Source organism: Belnapia sp. F-4-1, from assembly GCF_000802185.1.
In the GTDB taxonomy this organism is placed as follows: Bacteria; Pseudomonadota; Alphaproteobacteria; order Acetobacterales; family Acetobacteraceae; genus Belnapia.
Genome location: NZ_KN676113.1, coordinates 508,564 through 530,570, shown reverse-complemented (window position 1 = coordinate 530,570; position 22,007 = coordinate 508,564). Strand labels below are relative to the sequence as shown.

Sequence of the window (22,007 nt, the reverse complement as noted above, 5' to 3'; positions counted from 1 at the left end):
TTGTTCTTTTAAATCTGCATCTGGTTTTGGAAGCGCGTATTGGATGATGTGTGCTTGTTGGTTCATTCTTCTGCGGTAGTGGGAGGATGGCTGGTGAGCGTTGGGTTTGGTTGGGGTTAGGTTGGGCATTGGGTTTTGTATGCTGGCAGAGATGCTGGTGTATGAACCTGAGAGTTTGATCCTGGCTCAGAGCGAACGCTGGCGGAATGCTTAACACATGCAAGTCGCACGGGGGCTTCGGCTCTAGTGGCGGACGGGTGAGTAACGCGTAGGAACGTGTCTTGGGGTGGGGGATAACGCTGGGAAACTGGCGCTAATACCGCATATCTGCTGTGGCAGAAAGCCTTCGGGTGCCTTGAGAGCGGCCTGCGTCCGATTAGCTTGTTGGTGGGGTAATGGCTTACCAAGGCGACGATCGGTAGCTGGTCTGAGAGGACGATCAGCCACACTGGGACTGAGACACGGCCCAGACTCCTACGGGAGGCAGCAGTGGGGAATATTGGACAATGGGCGAAAGCCTGATCCAGCAATTCCGCGTGGGTGAAGAAGGTCTTCGGATTGTAAAGCCCTTTCGACAGGGACGATGATGACGGTACCTGTAGAAGAAGCCCCGGCTAACTTCGTGCCAGCAGCCGCGGTAATACGAAGGGGGCTAGCGTTGCTCGGAATTACTGGGCGTAAAGGGCGCGTAGGCGGCGGTGTTAGTCAGGCGTGAAATTCCTGGGCTCAACCTGGGGACTGCGCTTGATACGGCATTGCTTGAGGATGGAAGAGGCTCGCGGAATTCCCAGTGTAGAGGTGAAATTCGTAGATATTGGGAAGAACACCGGTGGCGAAGGCGGCGAGCTGGTCCATTACTGACGCTGAGGCGCGACAGCGTGGGGAGCAAACAGGATTAGATACCCTGGTAGTCCACGCCGTAAACGATGTGCGCTGGATGTTGGGTGGCCTAGCCACTCAGTGTCGTAGCTAACGCGGTAAGCGCACCGCCTGGGGAGTACGGCCGCAAGGTTGAAACTCAAAGGAATTGACGGGGGCCCGCACAAGCGGTGGAGCATGTGGTTTAATTCGAAGCAACGCGCAGAACCTTACCAGCCCTTGACATGGGCAGGATCGGCGCAGAGATGCGCTTTCCCCGCAAGGGGCCTGCTGCACAGGTGCTGCATGGCTGTCGTCAGCTCGTGTCGTGAGATGTTGGGTTAAGTCCCGCAACGAGCGCAACCCTCGCCTTTAGTTGCCATCAGGTTAGGCTGGGCACTCTAGAGGAACTGCCGGTGACAAGCCGGAGGAAGGTGGGGATGACGTCAAGTCCTCATGGCCCTTATGGGCTGGGCTACACACGTGCTACAATGGCGGTGACAGAGGGAGGCCAGATGGCGACATCGAGCCGATCCCGAAAAGCCGTCTCAGTTCGGATTGCACTCTGCAACTCGGGTGCATGAAGGTGGAATCGCTAGTAATCGCGGATCAGCACGCCGCGGTGAATACGTTCCCGGGCCTTGTACACACCGCCCGTCACACCATGGGAGTTGGTTCTACCTTAAGCAGGTGCGGCAACCGCAAGGGGCTAGCTTGCCACGGTAGGGTCAGTGACTGGGGTGAAGTCGTAACAAGGTAGCCGTAGGGGAACCTGCGGCTGGATCACCTCCTTTCAAGGAATGTGTCGTGACGCCAAGGACGGATGTTCTTGGGTTGCGACCGATCCTTACAGACTACCTGCCGATCAAGCAGGCTCCGCTCTCCTCTCTCGATGTCCTAACCGACGTTGAGAGCTCTTCCAGAAGACTGGACCCGCTGGGGCCTTGGCCCCGGCGGTTGTTCTTTTGACATTTGAAGATGGAATGGTTGGTTAGTTGATTGGTTGAGTGTGTGTTTGCGCTGGCCTGGTTTTGGGTTTTGCGCGTGGGGCGCGGTTTGGTCCTGCGTGCGGGCTGAGGCTTGGGTTGGTGGAGAAAGAGAAGGGCGTTCGGTGGATGCCTTGGCGCCAAGAGGCGATGAAGGACGTGGCACGCTGCGAAAAGCTGCGGGGAGATGCGAGCGATCGTTGATCCGCAGATATCCGAATGGGGAAACCCCTCCTTTATGGAGATCGTGGGCTGAATACATAGGCTTACGAGGCGAACCTGGGGAACTGAAACATCTCAGTACCTGGAGGAAAAGACATCAACGGAGATTCCGCGAGTAGTGGCGAGCGAAAGCGGAGCAGGCCAGTGGTTCATGTGTGTTAAGCCGAAGCGTCTGGAAAGGCGCGCCAGAGTGGGTGATAGCCCCGTAGGTGTATGGCACGCATGGATCCTTGAGTAGGGCGGGGCACGTGAAACCCTGTCTGAACATGGGGGGACCACCCTCCAAGCCTAAATACTCCTTGGCGACCGATAGTGCACAAGTACCGTGAGGGAAAGGTGAAAAGCACCCCGATGAGGGGAGTGAAAGAGACCTGAAACCGAGCGCCTACAAGCAGTCGGAGCCCGCAAGGGTGACGGCGTACCTTTTGTATAATGGGTCCGCGAGTTTCTGTTGGCAGCGAGCTTAAGCCGTGAGGTGAAGGCGGAGCGAAAGCGAGTCCGAACAGGGCGTCCAGTTGCCGGCAGAAGACCCGAAACCGAGTGATCTAGCCATGGCCAGGCTGAAGGTGCGGTAACACGCACTGGAGGGCCGAACCCACGCCTGTTGAAAAAGTCGGGGATGAGCTGTGGCTAGGGGTGAAAGGCCAATCAAACTCGGAAATAGCTGGTTCTCCGCGAAATCTATTGAGGTAGATCGTCGTTCGATTACCGCCGGAGGTAGAGCACCGGAAGGGCTAGGGGGGCCCAAAGCCCTACCAAACCCTACCGAACTCCGAATGCCGGCGAGTACAGGGCGGCAGACAGACAGTGGGTGCTAAGGTCCATTGTCGAGAGGGAAACAGCCCAGACCACCAGCTAAGGCCCCCAAATGATGGCTAAGTGGGAAAGCATGTAGGACGGCCATAACAACCAGGAGGTTGGCTTAGAAGCAGCCATCCTTTAAAGAAAGCGTAATAGCTCACTGGTCTAATAGCTGTCCCGCGGCGAAAATGTAACGGGGCTCAAGCCATCTGCCGAAGCTGTGGATGCTCGAAAGAGCGTGGTAGCGGAGCGTTCCCTAAGCCTGTGAAGCGGTACCTGCGAGGGGCCGTGGAGGTATGGGAAGTGCGAATGCGGACATGAGTAGCGACAAGGAGAGTGAGAAACTCTCCCGCCGAAAGTCCAAGGGTTCCTGCGCAAGGCTAATCCGCGCAGGGTGAGCCGGCCCCTAAGGCGAGGGCGACAGCCGTAGCCGATGGAAACAGGGTGAACATTCCCTGGCCCGCCAGATGTGACAGCCGTGAAGTTCTGTATGCCCTTACTGGATTGGGTATGCAGCTGGATCGGCTCGGGAAATAGCACTGGCATTACGGACCGTACCCTAAACCGACACAGGTGGACTGGTAGAGCATACCAAGGCGCTTGAGAGAACCATGCTGAAGGAACTAGGCAAATTGCTCGCGTAACTTCGGGATAAGCGAGACCCTACTTTGGGCAACCAGGGTGGGGTGACACAAACCAGGGGGTGGCGACTGTTTAGTAAAAACACAGGGCTCTGCGAAATCGAGAGATGACGTATAGGGTCTGACGCCTGCCCGGTGCCGGAAGGTCAAGGGGAGATGTGCAAGCATCGAACCGAAGCCCCGGTAAACGGCGGCCGTAACTATAACGGTCCTAAGGTAGCGAAATTCCTTGTCGGGTAAGTTCCGACCTGCACGAATGGCGTAACGACCTCCCCACTGTCTCCAGCATGGGCTCAGCGAAATTGAATTCCCCGTGAAGATGCGGGGTACCCGCGGTCAGACGGAAAGACCCTATGAACCTTTACTGCAACTTCGCAGTGGCGCCAGGAAGGGACTGTGTAGGATAGGTGGGAGGCTTTGAAGCCGGGGCGCTAGCCTTGGTGGAGCCAACCTTGAAATACCACCCTGTGCCTTTCTGGCGTCTAACTGAGCCCGGTTATCCCGGGCCAGGACCCTGCGTGGTGGGCAGTTTGACTGGGGCGGTCGCCTCCCAAATGGTAACGGAGGCGCGCGATGGTGGGCTCAAGCCGGTCGGACATCGGCTGTTGAGTGCAAAGGCACAAGCCCGCCTGACTGTGAGCGCGACAGCGCGAACAGAGACGAAAGTCGGCCTTAGTGATCCGGTGGTCCCGCGTGGAAGGGCCATCGCTCAACGGATAAAAGGTACTCTAGGGATAACAGGCTGATCTCCCCCAAGAGTCCACATCGACGGGGAGGTTTGGCACCTCGATGTCGGCTCATCGCATCCCGGGGCTGGAGCAGGTCCCAAGGGTTCGGCTGTTCGCCGATTAAAGCGGTACGTGAGCTGGGTTTAGAACGTCGTGAGACAGTTCGGTCCCTATCTGCCGTGGGTGTAGGAGACTTGCGAGGATCTGTCCCTAGTACGAGAGGACCGGGATGGACGCACCTCTGGTGTACCAGTTGTTCCGCCAGGAGCATCGCTGGGTAGCTAAGTACGGACGGGATAACTGCTGAAGGCATCTAAGCAGGAAACCCCCCTCCAAACGAGGTCTCCCTCGAGGGCCGTGATAGACCATCACGTCGATAGGCCGCAGGTGGAAGTGCAGCAATGCATGCAGCCGAGCGGTCCTAATCGCCCGATAGATCTCCACCACACCAACACCACAGCAGCCGTCCCCCTCAACAAGGGACAGCACCGCACGCAGCACCAAGCCGCGCACACACCACACTCAACCCAACACCCCATAACCAACCATCCCATCTCCCACATCCAGGATCCTGTTCGGTGGCCCGGTGGTCATCGCGGGGATGATACACCCGATCCCATCCCGAACTCGGACGTGAAACACCCCAGCGCCCATGGTACTGCAGCTCAAGCTGCGGGAGAGTCGGTCGCCGCCGGGCCACCCAACAGGATCCTCGATGCCGCATACCAAAGCCGCTGGCTCCCGAAAGGAAGCTGGCGGCTTTTTGGCGTCTTGCGGCACATTGCGCATGCTTGGCCTCGCTCGCCGACTGGGTGCAACCCGCGGCGCAACTCCCCGTTCGGCTCCTACGCGCCGGCGAAGGAGCCCGCCATGCTGACTGCCCTCGTCGTCGTTCTCATAGTCGTCGTTGCGCTGGTGCTGCTGCAGCGTCTCGAATTCCGCAGCGTATTTCCCCGTCGCCGCGACCGCCGGGATCCGCCCTGACCATGCCGGCAGGGCTCGACGCCACCGACCGGGAGGCAGTCGAAAACCTTTCTTCGCCCCGCTCCCCGGTTATCCATGAAGTCGTCCGCCGCCAGGGCGAGGAGGAGCTGAAGCGGCCGAACGGCTCGCTTCTCTGGTCTGGTATCGCTGGCGGCATCACCATCATGGCCTCGGTGATCGCCGAAGCAGCCCTGAACCATAAGCTGCCATCGGGCTTCCTCGCGCGCGAGGTCATCGCCGATCTCGGCTACACCCTCGGCTTCCTTATGGTGATCCTTGGGCGGATGCAGCTCTTCACCGAGCAGACCATCGTCACCGTGCTGCCGGTGATGGCGGCGCCTTCCTGGCGGAAGCTCGGCGGCACGGCCCGGTTATGGGGCATCGTCCTCGCCGGCAACATGATCGGGGCGGCCATTGCGGCCGCCATCAACATCCATCTCCACTTGACCAGCCCCCCGCTGACCGAGGCCATGCTCGAGGTGTCGCGCCAGCTGCTCGCCAAGGACTGGCCGCAACTGCTGGCGCAAGGCGTGCCGGCCGGTTTCCTCATCGCTTCCGTTGCCTGGATCCGCGCCGGCGTCACCACGGGCGACTTCGCCATCATTCTGGTGCTGACCTACGCGATCGCCCTTGGCGACTTCACGCATGTCATCGCCGGTGCCGCCGAGGCCTTCCTGTTGCTCTTCGCCGGTGAGGTCGGCTTCGGCCAGGCGCTCGGCGGAATGATCCTGCCAGCGCTGATCGGCAATGTCCTGGGCGGCACGGGCCTTTTCGCCCTACTCGCCCATGCGCAGGTGCGGCGCGAGATGTAGGGCCGGGTCAGGGCTGCCCCGACCCACCCCCCGCACCATAGATCTGGCCAGTCGCATAGCTTGCATCGGAAGCGGCAAGCTGCACGTAGATCGAAGCCAGCTCCGCGGGCTGTCCCGGCCGGCCCATCGGCGTCGTGCCGCCGAACTTCTCCAGCTTTTCCATCGTGGCCCCGCCGCTGACCTGCAGCGGCGTCCAGATCGGCCCCGGTGCCACGCCGTTGACGCGGATGCCCTTCGGCCCGAGCTGCTTCGCCAGCGACTTTACGAAATTCATCGTCGCCGCCTTGGTCTGCGCATAGTCGTAGAGTTCGGCCGAAGGATCGTAGGCCTGCTCGGAGGTGGTGGCGATGATCGTCGCCCCCGGCTTCAGATGCGTCAGCGCCGCCTTGATGAGCCAGAACGGTGCGTAGATGTTGGTCTTCATCGTTGCGTCGAAATCCTCGGTGGTCACGTCGAGGATCGAAGCCCGCGTCTGTTGCCGCGCCGCATTGCTGACGAGGATGTCGAGGCCACCGAGCCCCCGCGCCGCATCGGCGATCAGCCGGTTGCAGAAAGCCTCGTCCTGCAGGTCGCCCGGCAGGGCGAGGCCGAGCCGCCCCTCCGCCTTGATCAGCGCGATCACCTCGCCGGCATCGGCTTCCTCGCTGGGGAGGTAGTTGATGGCGACATCGGCGCCCTCCCGCGCATAGGCGATGGCCGCCGCCCGCCCCATGCCCGAATCGCCGCCGGTGATGAGCGCCTTGCGCCCGGCGAGCCGGCCGGAGCCGCGATAGCTCGTCTCGCCATGGTCCGGCCGCGGCTCCATGCGGCTGGCGAGGCCGGGCCAGGGCTGCGACTGCTTCTGGAAGGGCGGCTTCGGGTAGCGCGTCGTCGGGTCGCTCATCGGCTGGGCGGTATCCCGCGGCTGCGCCCGCGCCGTGGAGGAGGCCGCGGCCGCCGCCGCCAGCCCGAGCCCGGCACTGCCGACAGCCCTGCGCCGCGACAAGGCATTGTCGTCGTTCATGATGATCTCGCTTTGTCGGGGGTTCGTCAGGCCGAACGTGTCAGGCGCCGCCCCAGTTCATCGTCAGCCCGCCATCCATCACCCAGGTCTGCCCGGTGACGTAGTCGGCCGCGTCCGAGGCGAGGAAGACGGCGAGCCCCGCGATCTCCTCTGGCCGGCCGGGGCGGCGCCAGGGGATTGCCTTCATGCTCTCCTCTCGCGCCTTGGGATCGTCCATCCGCTTCTGCGTCATCGGCGTCTCGATCAGGCCGGGCGCGATGGCGTTGACGTTGATCCGGTCCTCCGCCAGCTCGACGGAGAGGCTCCGCACCAGCGAGTTGAGCCCCGCCTTCGCCATGCCATAGGGCGCACTGCCCGGGGTCGGCAGGTGCCCGGCGACGGAGCCGGTGAAGACGATCCGCCCGGCCCCGCCATCGGCACGGCGCTGGCGGATGAAGGCGCGGGCGCAGAAGAGCGGGCCCATCAGGTCCGTCCGCAGCACCTGCTCCATCTTGGCATCGTCCATCTCGGCGACGGGCATGCCGCCCATCCCCGTCCCCGCATTGGCGAAGAGGATTTGGGGCACACCTAGCGCCCCCGCCGCGCCGTCGAACAGCGCCTGGACGGAAGCCGGGTCGCCCACATCCGCCTGCGCCACATAGGCGCGCCGGCCGGCTGCCTCGACACGCCGCCGCGTTTCGCCGGCGCCATCGGCATCGCTGTGATAGGCGATGGCGACATCCGCCCCGGCCCGCGCGAAGGCCTCGGCCGCGGCCTGCCCGATTCCGCTATCGGCGCCGGTGATGACGGCGATCTTGCCCTGCAACATCATGCCTCGGTTCCTCTTCCCGCTTCGAGGAGAGGCAACTCGCGGCGCCCGCCGGGGCGCCATGACATGACAGAGAGGGCAGCGCTAACGCAAGCGGCCGAGCACCCGGTCGATGAAGGCCTCGGCGCTGCCCAGATAGCCGGAGGGATCCGTCAGCCGGGCGATCTCCTCCGCCGGCAGCCGGCCCTTGACCTCCGCCTCCGCCATCAGCGCCTCGGCCAGCGGGATGCCTTGGGCCAGCGCCACGTCGCAGGCATGGTTGACGGCATGATGCGCCGCCTCGCGCCCGAGCACCGGCGCGAGGCCCATCATCACCGCCTCGGCGACGATCAGCCCGCCGGTGCTCTCGAGGTTGCGCCGCATGCGCGCGGCATCGACCGTCAGCCCCTCGGCCAGCACCCGCGCCTGGGCCAGCGCCCCATGTGCCAGCAGGAAGGCCTGGCCGATCGCCAGCGGCTCCGCCTGCCAGGGGCCGGTGCCGCGCTCCTGATCTTGCGCCATCGCCGCCTGCATCTGCGGCACCAGCGCATGGACGCCGCGCGACTGGGCGATGATGTACTCGCAGGAGATCGGGTTGCGCTTCTGCGGCATGGTGGAGGAGCCGCCGCGCCCCTCCTGATGCGGCTCGGCGACCTCCGCCACCTCGGTCTGCATCAGCAGGATCACGTCGGTGGCGATCTTCGAGAGCACGCCGCAGAGCAGGCCAAGGAAGGAGACCGCCTCGGCGATGCCGTCCCGCGCCACGTGCCAGGGAATGTCCGGCAAGGCGAGGCCGAGCTCCCGCGCCAGCTCCTCCTGCACGGCGAGGCCCTGCGCGCCGAGCGAGGCCAGCGTCCCCGCCGCCCCACCGAATTGCAGCCGCTCCAGCCGCGGCCGGAGCTGGTCCAGTCGCTCCACCATGGTGATGAGCGGCGAGAGCCAGACCGCGACCTTGTAGCCGAAGGTGACGGGCAAGGCGTGCTGGAGATGCGTCCGCCCCGCCATGACCGTGCCGCGATGTTTCGCCGCCAGCCCCGCCAGCCCCGCATTCACCGCCAGCAGCTCGGAGCGGATCAGGTCGAGCCCCGCCCGCATCTGCAACACCACGCCGGTGTCCATGATGTCCTGCGTGGTCGCGCCCCAATGCGTCCAGCGCCCGGCCTCCGGCCCCGCCAGCCGGCTGAGCTGGCGCACCAGCCCGACCACGGGATAGCCCGTGTTCCGCGTCGCCGCCGCCAGCGCCGCGAGGTCGAGCCGCTCCGCCCGCGCCGCCGCCGTGATCGCCGTCGCGGCCTCCGCCGGCATGATGCCGAGCCGCGCCTGGGCGCGCGCCAGCGCCGCCTCCACATCCAGCATGTGTTGCAGCAGCGCCATCTCGCCCATGCATTCGCGCATGGCCTCCGTGCCGTAGAGGGCGCCGAAGACGGGATTGTCGGCCGGGTTCACGGGCATCGCATCAGACCTCGAAGAAAACCGTCTCGCCCTCGCCCTGCAGGCGCAGGTCGAGCCGCCAGGCCCCATCCGAGGCGCGTTGCGCGAGCACGGTGCCGCGCCTCTCGGCCGGGATGGCGTTGAGGATCGCATCCTGCTCGTTCAGCTTCTCGCCGGCGAAGTAGAGCCGGGTGACGAGCTGTTTCAGCAGGCCGCGGGCGAAGAGGGAGATGGCGACATGCGGCGCCTGGAAGGCATTGCCCTCGGTCCGCACCGGCCCCGGCTTCAGCGTGACGAAGCGGAACCGCCCGGCCTTGTCGGTGGCGCAGCGGCCAAAGCCGTGGAACGCGCCCTCGTAGCTGCCCGCCGGATCGGCCTGCCAGATCTCCACCATGACATCGGCGCAGGGCGCGCCGTCGCCATCGGTGACCGTCCCCTCGATGGCGATGCGCTCGCCCTCGATCGCCGCATTCGGCCCGTTGGGGTGCAGCAGGTCGGCCCATTCCGGGAAGTCGATCAGGTGCCAGTAGGGGCCTGCGGTCTGGGACGCCGTCGCGGGCAGGCTCATGCCCGGTTCTCCATCGGCGTCGCATCCCGCCCGCGCAGGACGATGTCGAAGCGGTAGCCGAGCGCATGTTCCGGCTCGGTGACGTCGAGGTCGAAGCGTGCCACCAGCCGCTCCCGAGCCGCCGCGTCGGGGACGCAGTTGAAGATTGGGTCGAGCGCCAGCAGCGGATCGCCCGGGAAGTACATCTGGGTAATCAGCCGCTGCGCGAAGCCGGCGCCGAACAGGCTGTAATGGATGTGCACCGGCCGCCAGGCATTGTGGTGGTTGCGCCAGGGATAGGCGCCGGGGCGGATCGTCGTGTAGCGGTACCAGCCCTCGGCATCGGCGAAGACGCGGCCCTCGCCCTTGAAGTTCGGGTCGAGCGGCGCGTCGTGCTGGTCGCGCTCATGGTTGTAGCGGCCGGCGGCATTGGCCTGCCAGACCTCGACCATGGCGCCGGGAACAGGCCGCCCGTCCTCGTCCAGCACCCGCCCCGCGACGGTGATGCGCTCGCCCTGAGCCTCCCAGCCCGGCCCCTTGGCGAGGTTGTGCGTCGTCTCGTAGAGCGCAGGCCGCATGCGCGGCGCGCTGGTCTCGGTCAGCGTCTGCGGGATGCGCAGCAGGGGCTGCTTCGGGTGGCGCTTGTGCGTGCTGCCGTATTCGGGCGCGTCATAGGGCGGCTGGGTGCCCGGCGCCGGCTGACGGTAGCTCATCCCTCCATCTCCTTCAGGATGTCCTTGGCAAGGCGGAGGGCGGTGTTGGCCGTCGGCACGCCGGCATAGGCGGCGACCTGCAGCAGCACCTCGCCGATCTCCTCCGGCGTCACGCCGGTGTTGCGCGTCGCCCGCACATGCAGGCGGAACTCGTCGTGATGGCCGAGCGCCGCCAGCACGCCGAGGCAGAGCAGGCTGCGGTCGCGGTGGGAGAGGCCTGGCCGCGTCCAGACCCGGCCCCAGACACCCTCTAGGATGAAGTCGCGGAAGGGAAGGTCGAGCGGCGTCAGCGCAGCCTCGGAGCGGTCGACATGCGCATCGCCCAGCACCTGCCGGCGTACCGCCATCCCGGCCGCCGCGGCCGTCTCCGGCAGGGCCGTGACGAGCTTCATGTGGGCGAGGACGGCGCGCGTCATGGCGTCCTCCCGCTCGAGGTTCGGGATGTGCCCCGCCTCGGCGATGACGACGAGCTTGCTTTCAGGGATCGCCGCGTGGATCGCCTGCGCCGCCGAGACGGGCGTCGACTCGTCACGGTCGCCGACGATGACGGTCGCCGGGCAGCGCACGCGCCATTCGGCGGGCGGGGCCAGGTCGCGCAGTGCCGCCGCGCAGCCGAGCCAGCCCGCCGGGTCGGTCGCCAGCAGCATCCGGCGGAGCCCCTTCGAGGAGGCGAGCGAGCGGTCCACCACCCAGCGCCCGAGCGTCGCATCGGCGACGGCGGCCATCCCGCCCGCGGCGACGGCATCCATCCGCCCCTGCCAATTGGCTGGCCCGCCGAAATCCAGCGCCGTGTCGCAGGCCATGACCGACAGCACCCGCTCCGGCGCCTGCACCGCCATGCGCAGCGCGATATGCCCGCCGATGGAGACGCCGCCCACATGCGCCGCGCCGATGCCGAGCGCCTGCAGCAACGCCAGCGCATCCGTCACCAGCCGGTCCATCGCATAGGGGCCGGGCGTTGCCTCGGTCAGCCCATGGCCGCGCATGTCCATGCGGATGACGCGGTGGCGCCTGGCCAGCGCCTCCGCCTGCGGGTCCCACATGTGCAGGTTGGTGCCGAGGCTGTGCAGCAGCAGCACCGGCTCACCCGAGGCCGGGCCGGACACCTCGGCATGGACGGCGACGTCGTCGAGCTGGATGAACATCCTTGCTCCTCTCCCTTGGCCTGGAAACTCGCCTGCCGATCCGGGCGGGTCAATGGCCGTCCCAAGGCCATCAAACCCAGGTGAGGAAGGCGAAGAACGTAACGGCTCCTCAACCATGACGTGACATGATTGGGCCATGCATTCCCCCGTGACGACAGCTCCGGCGACCAAGATCTCCCCCGCTACCGGCCCGTCCTGCAAAGGTTGCCGCGGCGGCAACGGGCTTGGCTTCGACCTGGCGATGGCCTTCCAGCCCATCCTCGACGCTGATCGCGGCGGCCAGGTCCTGGCGCAGGAGGCCCTGGTCCGCGGGCCGGAGGGCCAGGGTGCCGCCTGGGTGATCGACCAGGTCTCGCCCGAGGGGCTCTATGCCTTCGACCAGGCCTGCCGCGTCGCCGCCATCGAGGAGGCGAGCCGCCTGCGCCTCGCCGAAACCGGCGCCCGGCTCTCCATCAACTTCCTGCCGAATGCGGTCTACAATCCCATCGCCTGCATCTAGGCGACGCTCCGTGCGGCGGAGCGCACCGGCTTCCCGCCCAGCCGGCTGATCTTCGAGGTCAGCGAGCGGGAGCCGGTGCAGGACCCCTCCCACCTGCTGCGCATCTTCCAGGCCTATCGCCAGATGGGCTTCACCCTGGCGATCGACGATTTCGGTGCCGGCCATGCCGGCCTTGCCCTGCTTGCCGACCTGCCGGTCGATCTGGTGAAGCTCGACATGGGCCTCATCCGCGGCTGCGACACGCATCGCCCCCGCCAGGTGATCCTCGCCAGCATCACCGCCGCCTGCCGCGAACTCGGCGTACAGGTAGTGGCCGAGGGCATCGAGACGGCGGAGGAATGCGCCACCCTGCGCGGCATGGGCATCGGCCTGTTCCAGGGCTACCTTTTCGCCCGCCCGGGCTTCCGCAGCCTGCCCGTGCCCGCCGCGGTCGCCGCCCTCAGGCCAGCAGCCGCACCAGCCACAGGCTGAGCGCCGGGAACAGCACGCAGAGCGCCAGCCGGACGAGATCCGTCGCCAGGAAGGGCAGCACGCCCCGATAGGTCCGGGCGATCGGCACGTCCCGCGCCAGCGAGGAGACGACGAAGACGTTGAGCCCGATGGGCGGCGCCGTCAGCCCGATGCCCACCACGATCAGCACCAGGATGCCGAACCAGATCGCCGTCTCCTCCGTGCCGGCCAGGCCGAAATCCAGCGCCGTCACCACGGGGAAGAAGATCGGCAGGGTGAGCAGGATCATCGCCAGCTCGTCCATCACCGCGCCGAGCACGATGTAGGCGAAGAGCAGCAGCGCCAGCACGCCATAGGCCGGGTAGCTCTGCTCCGCGATCCAGAGTGCCAGCAGCTCCGGCGCCGAGGTCAGGGCGAGGAAGGCGTTGAACACCTCCGCCCCGAGCAGGATCACGAAGATCATCGCCGTGGTCTCAGCCGTCGCCAGCAGCGCCTCGCCCGCCTGGCGCAGGCTGAGCGTCCGCCGCGCCAGGCCCACGGCCAGCGTCGCGATGCAGCCGATGGCCGCGCTCTCGGTCGGGGTGAAGACGCCGCCATAGATGCCGCCCACCACGACGACGGCGATCAGCATCACCGGGATGACGCTGAGCAGCGCCGCCCGCTTCACTTCCGGCGAGACGCGTGCCGCCGCCGGCATCAGCCCCGGCCGCAGCCGCGCCAGCACCGCCAGCGCCAGGATGTAGAACCCGGTCGCCAGCAACCCGGGCACCAGCGCCGCCATGAACAGCTTGGCGATGTTCTGCTCCGTGCTGATCGCATAGACGACGAGGATGACCGAAGGCGGGATGAGGATGCCGAGCGTCCCGCCGACCGCGATCGTCCCGGTCGAGAGCCCGGCATCGTAGCCGAAGCGCCGCAGCTCCGGCAGCGCCGCGCGGCCGAAGGTCGCCGTGGTGGCGACGCTGCTGCCGCAGACCGCGCCGAAGCAGGCGCAGGCGCCGATGACGCCCATCGCCATCCCGCCCGGCCGGTGCCCGAACAGCGCATTCGCCGCGGCGAAGAGGTCCCGCGCCAGCCCGCCCCGCTCCGCCAGCGCCCCCATCAGGATGAAGAGCGGGATGACGGAGAGGGTGTAGTTGGCGAAGAGGAAGTAGGGCGTCGTCTTCAAGTAGTTCAGCAGCGTCGCCGCATCGACGAGGGTGACGTAGCCGCCCATGCCGACCAGCAGCATGGCGAGCCCCACCGGGCAGCGCAGCGCGATCAACCCCAGCAGCGCGGCGAAGCCGAGCGCCGCCTGCAGGAATTCCGGCGCCATCACTCATCCCCCCGCGCCAGCCGCACCACCCAGCTGGCCGCGACCACCGCCGTCAGCGCGAAGCCGAAGGCGCCGAAACCCACCGCCCACCAGGTCGGCAGGCCGAGCACCATCGTCGTCGTGCCCGAGCGAAGCGTCTCCCTCGCCCCGACCAGGAGCCGCTCCGCCAGCACCAGGGCGACCGCGGCCCAGACCAGCATCCAGAACGCATCGACGATCCGGGCAGCCCGCCGCGGCAGCCAGGTGGTGAAGCTGTCCACCAGGATGTTGGTCCGCCGCAGCGTGCCATAGGCGAGGAAGGCCAGCACCGCGAGGCCGGAGCCGAGCGAGACCAGCTCGAAATCCCCTTGCACCGGCTGGCTCGTCGCCCAGCGCCGCGCCACGCTGAAGCTGGTCAGCAGCGCCGTCGCCAGCAGGGCAAGGCCGCCCAGCGCCGCGACCAGGGTAGCGGCCCCGGCCACCACGCCCCGCCGGTCGGCCATGCGCGCCTCAGCCCGCGCCCTGGCCGTATTGCGCAACCAGCGCCCGCGCCTCCTCGAGCAGCTTGCCGCCGTCGATGGTCCGCTCCTTCATCGCGGCGACCCAGGCATCGATGACGGGGGCGGTCTGCCGCTGCCAGCGGTTCCGCTCCTCCTCGGAAAGCTCGACGATGGTGTTGCCGCGCTTGCGGACCATCTCCTCGACCTTGGGCCCCTCCTCGTCCCAGGGCCGGGCCGCCATCCTCGCCGCCGCCATCCCGCTGTTGGCGTCGATGACGGCGCGGAGGTCAGCCGGCAGTCCCTCGTACTTCGCCTTGTTCATGGCGAGGACGAAGGTGGCGATGTAGAGCGTCGGCGAGCCGGTGATCTCGGTGTGGAATTTCGCCATCTCGTGCAGGCGGATGCTCGGCACCACCTCCCAGGGCACGACGGCGCCGTCGATGACGCCCTGGCTCAGCGCCTCCGGGATCTGCGGCACCGGCATACCCACCGGCGCGGCGCCGAGTGCACGCAGCGCCTCGCCCGTCTGCCGCGTCGGGAAGCGCAGCTTGAGACCGCCCAGGTCCTCCATCCGCCGCACCTCGCGCCGCGTATGGATGACGCCGGCATCATGCCCCCAGGCGGTGATGATCTGCGTCTCGGCGAATTCCTGCCGCATCTCCCGCTCGTAGAGCGCCTGCACCGCCTGCACGTTCACCGCCGCGCGGCGATGCGCGACGAAGGGCAGCTCGAAGACCTCGATCCGCGGGAAGCGCCCGGGCGTGTTGCCCGGCAGGGTCCAGACGATGTCGGCGACGCCATCCCGCGCCTGGTCGTAAAGCTGCGGCGGCGCCCCGCCGAGCTGCATCGCCGGGAAGACCTGGATGCGGATGCGGCCCCCGCTCTCGGCCTGAACCTTCTGCACCCAGGGCATGATGAAGAAGCGGTGCACGTTGGAGACGGCGGGCAGGAAGTGGTGCAGCCGGAGCGTCACCTCCTGCGCCCGCGCCGTGCCGGGGCGCAGGAGGGCGGGCAGGGCAAGGGCAGCGGCAAGCAGCGGGCGGCGTTGCGGCATGGGCGTTTCCCAGGGAGATCGTTCTTGGCCGGATGGCGCGGCCGCCACCCTTGCCACGCTTTCCGCCGAAACCGAAGCCCCGATGTTTCGGCCTCAGCCGATCGCCGCCCGCAGGGCCGCCGCCCGCTGACCCACCACCGCCGCCGGATCGCCCGGCTTGTAGAGCGAGGAGCCGATGCCGAAGCCCGTCGCCCCGGCCGCCCGCCAGGCGGGAATGGTTTCCACCCCCATGCCGCCCACGGGCAGCACCGCCGTGCCCTTCGGCAGCACCGCGAGCATCGCCTTCAGCACGGCGGGCGAGGCCGCCTCGGCCGGGAAGAGCTTCACCGCATCCGCCCCCGCCGCGAGCAATGCGAAGGCCTCCGTCGGGGTGAAGAAGCCGGGTGCCGCCAGCATGCCGAGGCGCTTCGCCTGCCGCACCAGCGCGACATCGGCATGCGGCGTCACCAGCAGCCGCCCGCCGGCCTCGGCGACATCGGCGAGCTGCCCCTCCGTCATCACCGTCCCGGCGCCGACCAGAGCGCGGTCGCCGCAATGCGCCGCCATGCGGCGGATGCTCTCGACCGGCTCCGGCGAGTTCAGCGGCACTTCGAGGATGGCGATGCCGGCGCCGACCAGCGCCTCCGCCACGGGCACCGCCTCGTCCGGCGTGATGCCGCGCAGGATGGCGACGAGCGGGCAGCGGGCCAACCAGTCTTTCAGCGTCATGGCAGCGTCTCCGCGATCAGCATCAGGCCGCGCAGGGCGAGGTCCGGGTCGTGCAGCCGGTGCTCCAGGCCGAAGGCGCCGAAGGCCAGCGCATAGGCCCGGGTGAGGGTTGCCGAGCCGGCAAGGTGGATCGGCCCCTCGGGCGCGCCTTCGGCCAGCGCCGCCGTCACCTCATGCCCGATCAGCAGGCCGGAAAGGTAGCTGCCGGTCGCCTCCGCCGTCAGCTCGCCCATCAGCCCGAGCCCCCGCGTGCCGAAGAGGTGGTGCAGCAACCCCCCCGCTTCCCGCGCCCGGGCGACGCCGCGCAGGAAAGCCGCCTCGTCCGTCGGCGCGTCCTTCGCCAGCCGGCCGAGGATGCTGTGCTCCAGCAGCACCGCGCGCACTTCGCCGGTCATTTGCGTGGCGAAATGCGCGATCCGCCCGCCGGAGAGCCGGGCCCATTTGGCATGCGTGCCCGGCAGGCAGGCCAGGGCCTCCGCCGTGCCGAGCTCCGCCAGCAGGCCGATGAGCTTGGTCTCCTCACCCCGCATCACATCCGGCACCCCGCCCGCATCGCGCGTGGTAAGGCCGGGAACGAGCAGGCAGCGCGCACCGTCGAAGGGAAGGGCGGTCAGGGCGGCAGCGATCTCCGCCGGCCCGGCCGGGCAGGGGAGGTAGGGCGCCTCCACCCAGCCCTGCCGGCTGCCGACCATGCCGCAGAGCAGGACGAGGCGCTCGCCCTCGGCGAGCCAGGGCCCAATGGCGGCCGAGAGCGCCGCCGGGAAGCCGCCGGCCGGGACGGAGAGGATGCCCCCCTCGCTTTCCCGCCGGTCGAGGATGGTGCCGCCGGGGGCGAGGCGGTAGGCGCGGAAGGCGGTGGTGCCCCAGTCGATGCCGATCATGCGGGAGTCCTGCGCTGCCCTTGGCCGGGATGCAACGCAGAACTCCGCCCTGGACGCGGCCTAGCGCAGGACGATCTCGACCCGCCGGTTCTGCGGCTCCCGCACGCCGTCGGCGGTCGGCACCAGCGGCCGGCTCTCGCCATAGGCGGTGATGCCGATCTCGTTGCGGCTGATGCCCTGCCGCACCAGCTCCGCCGCCACCACCTGCGCGCGCCGCTCGGAAAGGCGCTGGTTGTATTGCGGCGTGCCGGAGCGGTCGGCATGGCCGGCCACCTCGATCCTGGTCGAGGACACGCGCCGCGCCGCGCCGGCCGCCTCGGTGATGATCTGCCGCGCCCGGTCGGTCAGGTCGGCGCGGTCCCAGTCGAAGAAGACGAGATAGGTGCGGGCGACCTCGGGCTGCGCCGGCGCGACCGGCGCCTCGACCACCGGAGGCGGCGGCGCGGGCTGGTTGAAGGCGTAGCGCAGGCCGAAGAGCAGGCTGTGGTTCTCGCCCTCGGGCCGGTACTTGCCCGGCACGCCCGCCGCGCCCGGACCCGCCGTCCGCGCCACCCGCAGGTCGGGCTGCATGGCGTCGAAGTAGCGGTACTCGACCGTCAGCGCGAGGCCCGGCGCGACGCCGATCGCGCCGCCGAGAATCGCCTGCCAGGCGAAGGCGCCGCCCGTGTCGTCGATTAGGTACCGGCTGCCGCCCGTGGCGAAGCTCGCCCGGCTGTACTCGGTCCAGGCATAGCCCGCCCCGGCGCCGAAATAGGGCATGAAGCGGCTCGGGGCGATGCCGAAGCTCGAGAGGTCGAAGTCGAACATCAGGTTCGCCATGGCGCCGTAGCGGTTGACATAGCCGCTGCGGCCGGCCGCGACGTCGTTGAAGGACAACCGCTTGATTTCCTGGTTGCGGAAGTTGCCCTCGACCTCCGCCCGCACCCCGTTGCCGAAGCCCCAGCCGATGGAAGCGACCGCCGCCACGCCGATGTCGTTGTCATGGACGTGGATGCCGCGGTTCTTGTTGTCGAGCCAGTTGTTGAGCCCCGCACCGGCCCCGACATAGAGCCCGGAGACCGGCTGCGCCTGGCCGGCGACAGGCATGGCGACTGCGGCCATCAGAGCGGTGGCGAGCAGGGATTGGCGCAAGGTCATCGGCAACTCCGCAGGCATGGGCAATCCTGCCGGGCCGGCAGGAGAACCGTTTCCGCTTGTCGCTTAATCCCGATCGCGCCGCACATCAAATAGCCGGGTGCAAATTTCCCGCCGGGCGCGATGCACTGCTCATCAGAGCAGCAAGATGCCGGACATCCTCCGCCGCGGCGGCGACGGGATGCCGCGTCAGCAGCGGCACCTGATGCCGGATCGCCTCCGGCACCCGCCGGTCCCGCCGGACGACGCCGGCAAGCGGCACCCCGGCGCCGAGGAAGCGCGCGCAGGCCGTCTCCAGGCTGCGCCACACCCGCTCCCCCGCCGCCGCATCCTCGGCGAGGTTGACCACCACCCGCTGGTCGCCCCCCGGCCGGTCGCGCCGATGCAGCTTCAGCACCGCATAGGCATCGGTGAGGCTGGTCGGCTCCGCCGTCGCCACCACCAGCAGCGTATCGGCAAGCGCGGCAAGGCCGCGCACCGCCGGCTCGATCCCCGCCCCGCAATCGAGCAGCACGACATCCCATCGCGCCGCCGCCTGACGCAGCATCGCCCCGAGGCGGTCGAGCGCCGCCTCCCCGAGCCCCGTCAGGCTGGTGCAGCCGGATTGCCCCGGCAGCAGGTCGAACCCGGCTCCATGCCGCCGCACCGCCGCGGCGAGCTCCAGCCGTCCCGCCAGCACCGCCCCCAGATCCGGCCCCGGCGGCAGGCCGAGCTGCACGTCGATATTGGCCAGGCCGAGATCCGCATCGACCAGCAGCACGCGCCGGCCTGCCTCCGCCATCGCCTGCGCCAGGCTGATGGCGAGCCAGGTCTTGCCGACACCCCCCTTGCCCGAGGCGATGGCGATGATCCGGCCCGATTCCGCGTCACTCATGCTGCGCTGTCCATACGAAAAGGCCCGGCCAGGCGCTGCGCCAGCCAGGCGGGATCAACCGAACTCAACCCGTCGGCGACGCCAGGCCCGGTGCCGGCCTCGCCGAGCGCCAGCCCCGCCGCCGCCGCCGCCAGCACGCCGCCGAGCCGCCGCGCCCCGTCCAGCCGCGTCGGCAGCAGGTGCCGCGCGCCCAGCGCCAGGAAGGCGGCCGCCGTCTCCGCCGCCTCCGCCGGGTCAAGCCCCGCCGGCATCACCACCACCATCTCCGCGCCGATGGCGAGCGCCATCGCCCGCAGCCAGGCCGCCTGCACCGCATCGAAGGGGTCGCACCCCGCGCTGTCGACCAGCACCGGCTGGCCGGCGGCCCGTCGCGCCAGCGTCCGCGCCAGCATCTCCGGCTCCGTCGCCACGGCGAGGGGCAGGCCGAGCAGCCGGGTGAAGGCCGCCAACTGCTCCGTCGCCCCCGCCCGCAACCCATCCGTGCTGGCCACGAGCGGCGCCGCCCCGCCGAGCACCAGGCGCGTCGCCAGCTTGGCGCAGCTCAGCGTCTTCCCCGCCCCCGGCGGCCCGACCAGCATCAGCGGCCGCGCCCGCCCATCCGGCAGCGGTGCGAAGCGCAGCGCCGCTGCCAGACCCTCGGCCAGCGGCCCCGCCGCCAGCCGCGCCGCCAGCGCCGCCGGCAGGTTGTGCCGCGCGAGCGAGGGCGAGGGCGGGGGCGGCGCGACCGGCGCCACCACCACCACCGGCTCCGCCGCGCGGTCGAGCGCCGCCGTCACCTCGACGCCGCCCTTGACCCGGCGGCTGTCGAGGATGACGGCATCCGGCCCCAGCTCGGCGCGCACCGCCGCCATCGCTTCCGCCATCCCCGCCGCCTGGAAGAGCCTGAGGCGCATGGGCTAGACCGTCGCCACGGTGCGGATGCGGCAGCGCGGATGGATCTCCGTCTGGCTCAGCACCGTCGTCGAGGGACGGAAGCGCTCGACGATCGCCCGCACATGCGCCCGGATGCCGGCCGAGCAGACCAGCACCGGCGCCTCGCCCGCGGCACCGTCCAGCACCTCCCGCACCCGCTGCATGAACTCCTGCAAGCGCGAGGGTACCATGGCGAGCTGCCGCTCCTCCGGCGGCCCGGTCAGGCTCTCGGCGAAGGCCAGTTCCCACTCCGCCGAGAGGGGCACCAGCGGCACGTAGCCCTGCGGTCCCCGCGCCGCCTCCGACAGCTGCCGCGCCAGCCGCGCCCGCACGGTGGCGAGGATCGCGCCCATGCCCCGCGCCCCGCCCGACACCGCCTCCTGCACCCCCTCGAGGATGGTTGGCAGGTCGCGGATCGAGACCCGTTCCGCCAGCAGCGCCTGCAGCACCCGCTGCAAGGCGCCGAGGCTGATCTGCGCCGGGATCACATCGGCGACGAGCTTCTTGTGTTCCGTCGGCAGCTCGTCGAGCAGCTTCTGCGTCTCGGCAAAAGAGAGCAGCTCCGGCATGTTGTCGCGCACCGTCTCCGTCAGATGCGTCGCCAGCACGCCCGCGCAATCGACCACGGTGCAGCCCCGGGCCAGCGCCTCGTCGCGCAGCGCTTCCTCGATCCAGAGCGCCGGCAGGCCGAAGGTCGGCTCGTTGGTGCGCTCGCCCGGCATCGCCGGCACCTGGCCCGAGGGATCGATCGCCAGGTGCAGCGGCGGCCGCAGCCGGCCGCGCGCCGCCTCGATCTCCTTCACCCGCAGCACATACTCGTCGGGAGGCAGTTCGAGGTTGTCCTGGATGCGCACGCTCGGCAACACGAAGCCCATCTCGCTCGCCATGGTTCGACGGAGGCTCCGGATCTGCTCGGTCAGCCGCGGCGCCTCGCCGGCGGCGAGGGACAGCAGCCCGTAGCCCAGCTCCAGCCGCAGCAGGTCGAGCCGCAAGGCCTCGGCGACCGGCGGCTCGCCGGGCGGTGGGGGCGGGGGCGGGGGCGCCTCGACCGCCTTCCGTTCCGCCTGCCGCCGGTTCCAGGCCAGCGCGCCGCCGCCCGCCGCGAGCGCGAGGAAGGGCGCCAGCGGCATCCCCGGCATCAGCGCGAGGAAGACGGCGGCGCCAGAGGCCAGCGCCATCGGCTTCCACCCGCCGCCGAGCTGCCGGCCCATCAACTCGTCCGCCCGCTCCTTGCCCGAGCCCTTGGTGACGACGATGCCCGCCGCCACCGAGATCAGCAGCGCCGGGATCTGGCTGATCAGCCCATCGCCCACCGTCAGCGTGGCGAAGCTCGTCGCCGCCTCGCCGACCGGCATCCCATGCCGCAGCACGCCGATGCCCAAACCCCCCAGCAGGTTCACCACCGTGACGATGAGCCCCGCGATCGCATCGCCGCGGACGAATTTCGCCGCGCCGTCCATGGCGCCGTGGAAGGCGCTCTCCTGCTCCAGCTCGCTGCGCCGGCGCCGGGCCTCCGCCTCGTCGATGATGCCGGCCGAGAGATCGGCATCGATCGCCATCTGCTTTCCCGGCATCGCGTCCAGGCTGAACCGCGCCGCCACCTCGGCGATGCGTCCGGAGCCCTTCGTCACCACCATGAAGTTGACGATGAGCAGGATGGCGAAGACGATCAGCCCGACCATCACGTCGCCGCCCATCAGGAAGCCGCCGAAGGCCGCGACCACATGCCCCGCCGCCTCCGGCCCCTCATGCCCATGGCTGAGGATGGTCCGCGTGGTGGCGACATTGAGCGCGAGCCGCAGCAGCGTCGTCAGCAGCAGCAATTGCGGGAAGGCGGTGAATTCCAGCGGCGAGCGCAGGAACAGCGCCACCATCAGCACCAGCACCGAGACGGTGATGGAGAGCGCCAGCCCGGCATCGAGCAGCAGCGTCGGCAGCGGCACCACCAGCACCGCGAGCAGCAGGGCGACGCCGACCGCCAGCGTCACGTCGCCCCCCGGCTGCAGCCGCCCGAGCCAGGCCGGAAGTGCGATGCCGCCCATG

General features: G+C 68.7%; 17 protein-coding genes, 3 rRNA genes and 1 pseudogene. 6 read left to right on the top strand and 15 right to left on the bottom strand.

Features of this window, described 5'->3' with window-relative positions; all coding sequences use genetic code 11:
- The first annotated feature begins 163 nt into the window (after positions 1-163).
- The 4 genes from LH62_RS02745 to LH62_RS02730 all read left to right on the top strand — a co-directional run bounded on the left by LH62_RS02745 (position 164) and on the right by LH62_RS02730 (position 6,032).
- Positions 164-1,652 (top strand): 16S ribosomal RNA (locus LH62_RS02745).
- Positions 1,653-1,946: 294 nt separating this feature from the next.
- A 23S ribosomal RNA gene (locus LH62_RS02740) occupies positions 1,947-4,682 on the top strand.
- A 136-nt stretch (positions 4,683-4,818) separates the two neighbouring features.
- A 5S ribosomal RNA gene (gene rrf, locus LH62_RS02735) occupies positions 4,819-4,933 on the top strand.
- Together the 16S, 23S and 5S rRNA genes form the textbook arrangement of a ribosomal RNA operon.
- Before the next feature lie 289 nt (positions 4,934-5,222).
- Positions 5,223-6,032, top strand: coding sequence for a formate/nitrite transporter family protein (locus LH62_RS02730; protein WP_043359080.1), 810 nt, complete (start codon positions 5,223-5,225; stop codon positions 6,030-6,032).
- A gap of 7 nt (positions 6,033-6,039) precedes the next feature.
- Here the strand turns inward: LH62_RS02730 and LH62_RS02725 are convergent, their stop codons facing one another.
- The 6 genes from LH62_RS02725 to pcaC all read right to left on the bottom strand — a co-directional run bounded on the left by LH62_RS02725 (position 6,040) and on the right by pcaC (position 11,658).
- The gene (locus tag LH62_RS02725) at positions 6,040-7,035 is read right to left on the bottom strand and encodes an SDR family oxidoreductase (RefSeq protein ID WP_043359078.1); all 996 of its coding nucleotides are present in this window, start codon (positions 7,033-7,035) and stop codon (positions 6,040-6,042) included.
- A gap of 40 nt (positions 7,036-7,075) precedes the next feature.
- Positions 7,076-7,846, bottom strand: coding sequence for an SDR family NAD(P)-dependent oxidoreductase (locus LH62_RS02720; RefSeq protein WP_043359076.1), 771 nt, complete (start codon positions 7,844-7,846; stop codon positions 7,076-7,078).
- Between the two features lie 81 nt (positions 7,847-7,927).
- Positions 7,928-9,274 carry a 3-carboxy-cis,cis-muconate cycloisomerase gene (pcaB, locus tag LH62_RS02715; RefSeq protein ID WP_043359074.1) on the bottom strand — a complete coding sequence of 449 codons (1,347 nt, stop codon included), beginning with the start codon at positions 9,272-9,274 and terminating at the stop codon, positions 7,928-7,930.
- Between the two features lie 4 nt (positions 9,275-9,278).
- On the bottom strand, positions 9,279-9,821 hold the full coding sequence (gene pcaG, locus LH62_RS02710) for a protocatechuate 3,4-dioxygenase subunit alpha (RefSeq protein ID WP_043359073.1): 543 nt from the start codon (positions 9,819-9,821) through the stop codon (positions 9,279-9,281).
- Complete coding sequence (gene pcaH / locus LH62_RS02705) at positions 9,818-10,513, bottom strand: protocatechuate 3,4-dioxygenase subunit beta (protein ID WP_043359072.1); 696 nt, start codon at positions 10,511-10,513, stop codon at positions 9,818-9,820. Before pcaH ends, pcaG begins: the two co-directional genes overlap by 4 nt.
- A complete protein-coding gene (gene pcaC, locus LH62_RS02700; RefSeq protein WP_043359071.1) occupies positions 10,510-11,658 on the bottom strand; it encodes a 4-carboxymuconolactone decarboxylase in 1,149 nt (382 codons plus the stop codon). The genes pcaH and pcaC overlap by 4 nt, the downstream gene beginning before the upstream one ends.
- A gap of 136 nt (positions 11,659-11,794) precedes the next feature.
- Between pcaC and LH62_RS32615 the strand changes: the two genes are divergently transcribed.
- Together LH62_RS32615 and LH62_RS32610 are read left to right on the top strand one after the other, a co-directional pair.
- Positions 11,795-12,157 (top strand): hypothetical protein, encoded by a 363-nt coding sequence (locus LH62_RS32615; protein WP_369796737.1) that lies wholly within the window; start codon positions 11,795-11,797, stop codon positions 12,155-12,157.
- A gap of 24 nt (positions 12,158-12,181) precedes the next feature.
- Positions 12,182-12,628: pseudogene (locus LH62_RS32610) on the top strand (EAL domain-containing protein); the annotation flags it as partial.
- Here the strand turns inward: LH62_RS32610 and LH62_RS02690 are convergent.
- The 9 genes from LH62_RS02690 to flhA form a co-directional block, all read right to left on the bottom strand.
- Positions 12,597-13,922 carry a TRAP transporter large permease gene (locus LH62_RS02690; protein WP_043359070.1) on the bottom strand — a complete coding sequence of 442 codons (1,326 nt, stop codon included), beginning with the start codon at positions 13,920-13,922 and terminating at the stop codon, positions 12,597-12,599. The pseudogene LH62_RS32610 and the gene LH62_RS02690 sit on opposite strands and share 32 nt — an antisense overlap.
- The gene (locus LH62_RS02685) at positions 13,922-14,404 is read right to left on the bottom strand and encodes a TRAP transporter small permease (RefSeq protein WP_043359069.1); all 483 of its coding nucleotides are present in this window, start codon (positions 14,402-14,404) and stop codon (positions 13,922-13,924) included. The genes LH62_RS02690 and LH62_RS02685 overlap by 1 nt, the downstream gene beginning before the upstream one ends.
- A 7-nt stretch (positions 14,405-14,411) precedes the next feature.
- Positions 14,412-15,455 (bottom strand): TRAP transporter substrate-binding protein, encoded by a 1,044-nt coding sequence (locus tag LH62_RS02680; RefSeq protein ID WP_043359068.1) that lies wholly within the window; start codon positions 15,453-15,455, stop codon positions 14,412-14,414.
- 93 nt (positions 15,456-15,548) lie between these two features.
- Entirely contained in the window at positions 15,549-16,163 is a 615-nt protein-coding gene (locus tag LH62_RS02675; RefSeq protein ID WP_043359067.1) for a 2-dehydro-3-deoxy-6-phosphogalactonate aldolase, read from the bottom strand.
- The gene (locus LH62_RS02670) at positions 16,160-17,044 is read right to left on the bottom strand and encodes a 2-dehydro-3-deoxygalactonokinase (protein WP_043359065.1); all 885 of its coding nucleotides are present in this window, start codon (positions 17,042-17,044) and stop codon (positions 16,160-16,162) included. Before LH62_RS02670 ends, LH62_RS02675 begins: the two co-directional genes overlap by 4 nt.
- A 60-nt stretch (positions 17,045-17,104) precedes the next feature.
- Positions 17,105-18,199, bottom strand: a complete 1,095-nt coding sequence (locus LH62_RS02665) for an OmpA family protein (protein WP_236552458.1) — start codon at positions 18,197-18,199, stop codon at positions 17,105-17,107.
- 67 nt (positions 18,200-18,266) lie between these two features.
- Positions 18,267-19,052 carry an AAA family ATPase gene (locus LH62_RS02660; protein ID WP_052213640.1) on the bottom strand — a complete coding sequence of 262 codons (786 nt, stop codon included), beginning with the start codon at positions 19,050-19,052 and terminating at the stop codon, positions 18,267-18,269.
- Positions 19,049-19,945 carry a hypothetical protein gene (locus LH62_RS02655; RefSeq protein ID WP_043359063.1) on the bottom strand — a complete coding sequence of 299 codons (897 nt, stop codon included), beginning with the start codon at positions 19,943-19,945 and terminating at the stop codon, positions 19,049-19,051. Before LH62_RS02655 ends, LH62_RS02660 begins: the two co-directional genes overlap by 4 nt.
- Positions 19,946-19,948: 3 nt before the next feature.
- Entirely contained in the window at positions 19,949-22,006 is a 2,058-nt protein-coding gene (gene flhA / locus LH62_RS02650) for a flagellar biosynthesis protein FlhA (RefSeq protein WP_043359058.1), read from the bottom strand.
- Between the last annotated feature and the right edge of the window lies 1 nt (position 22,007).

Bases quoted from the DNA above. Each gene is read 5' to 3' on its own strand.
- pcaH (WP_043359072.1), bottom strand. From the start codon at position 10,513: ATGAGCTACCGTCAGCCGGCGCCGGGCACCCAGCCGCCCTATGACGCG.
- flhA (WP_043359058.1), bottom strand. From the start codon at position 22,006: ATGGGCGGCATCGCACTTCCGGCCTGGCTCGGGCGGCTGCAGCCGGGG.
- LH62_RS02670 (WP_043359065.1), bottom strand. From the start codon at position 17,044: ATGATCGGCATCGACTGGGGCACCACCGCCTTCCGCGCCTACCGCCTC.
- pcaC (WP_043359071.1), bottom strand. From the start codon at position 11,658: ATGTTCATCCAGCTCGACGACGTCGCCGTCCATGCCGAGGTGTCCGGC.
- LH62_RS02725 (WP_043359078.1), bottom strand. From the start codon at position 7,035: ATGAACGACGACAATGCCTTGTCGCGGCGCAGGGCTGTCGGCAGTGCC.
- pcaB (WP_043359074.1), bottom strand. From the start codon at position 9,274: ATGCCCGTGAACCCGGCCGACAATCCCGTCTTCGGCGCCCTCTACGGC.
- pcaG (WP_043359073.1), bottom strand. From the start codon at position 9,821: ATGAGCCTGCCCGCGACGGCGTCCCAGACCGCAGGCCCCTACTGGCAC.
- LH62_RS32615 (WP_369796737.1), top strand. From the start codon at position 11,795: ATGCATTCCCCCGTGACGACAGCTCCGGCGACCAAGATCTCCCCCGCT.
- LH62_RS02680 (WP_043359068.1), bottom strand. From the start codon at position 15,455: ATGCCGCAACGCCGCCCGCTGCTTGCCGCTGCCCTTGCCCTGCCCGCC.
- LH62_RS02675 (WP_043359067.1), bottom strand. From the start codon at position 16,163: ATGACGCTGAAAGACTGGTTGGCCCGCTGCCCGCTCGTCGCCATCCTG.
- LH62_RS02720 (WP_043359076.1), bottom strand. From the start codon at position 7,846: ATGATGTTGCAGGGCAAGATCGCCGTCATCACCGGCGCCGATAGCGGA.
- LH62_RS02660 (WP_052213640.1), bottom strand. From the start codon at position 19,052: ATGAGTGACGCGGAATCGGGCCGGATCATCGCCATCGCCTCGGGCAAG.
- LH62_RS02655 (WP_043359063.1), bottom strand. From the start codon at position 19,945: ATGCGCCTCAGGCTCTTCCAGGCGGCGGGGATGGCGGAAGCGATGGCG.
- LH62_RS02690 (WP_043359070.1), bottom strand. From the start codon at position 13,922: ATGGCGCCGGAATTCCTGCAGGCGGCGCTCGGCTTCGCCGCGCTGCTG.
- LH62_RS02665 (WP_236552458.1), bottom strand. From the start codon at position 18,199: ATGCCTGCGGAGTTGCCGATGACCTTGCGCCAATCCCTGCTCGCCACC.
- LH62_RS02685 (WP_043359069.1), bottom strand. From the start codon at position 14,404: ATGGCCGACCGGCGGGGCGTGGTGGCCGGGGCCGCTACCCTGGTCGCG.
- LH62_RS02730 (WP_043359080.1), top strand. From the start codon at position 5,223: ATGCCGGCAGGGCTCGACGCCACCGACCGGGAGGCAGTCGAAAACCTT.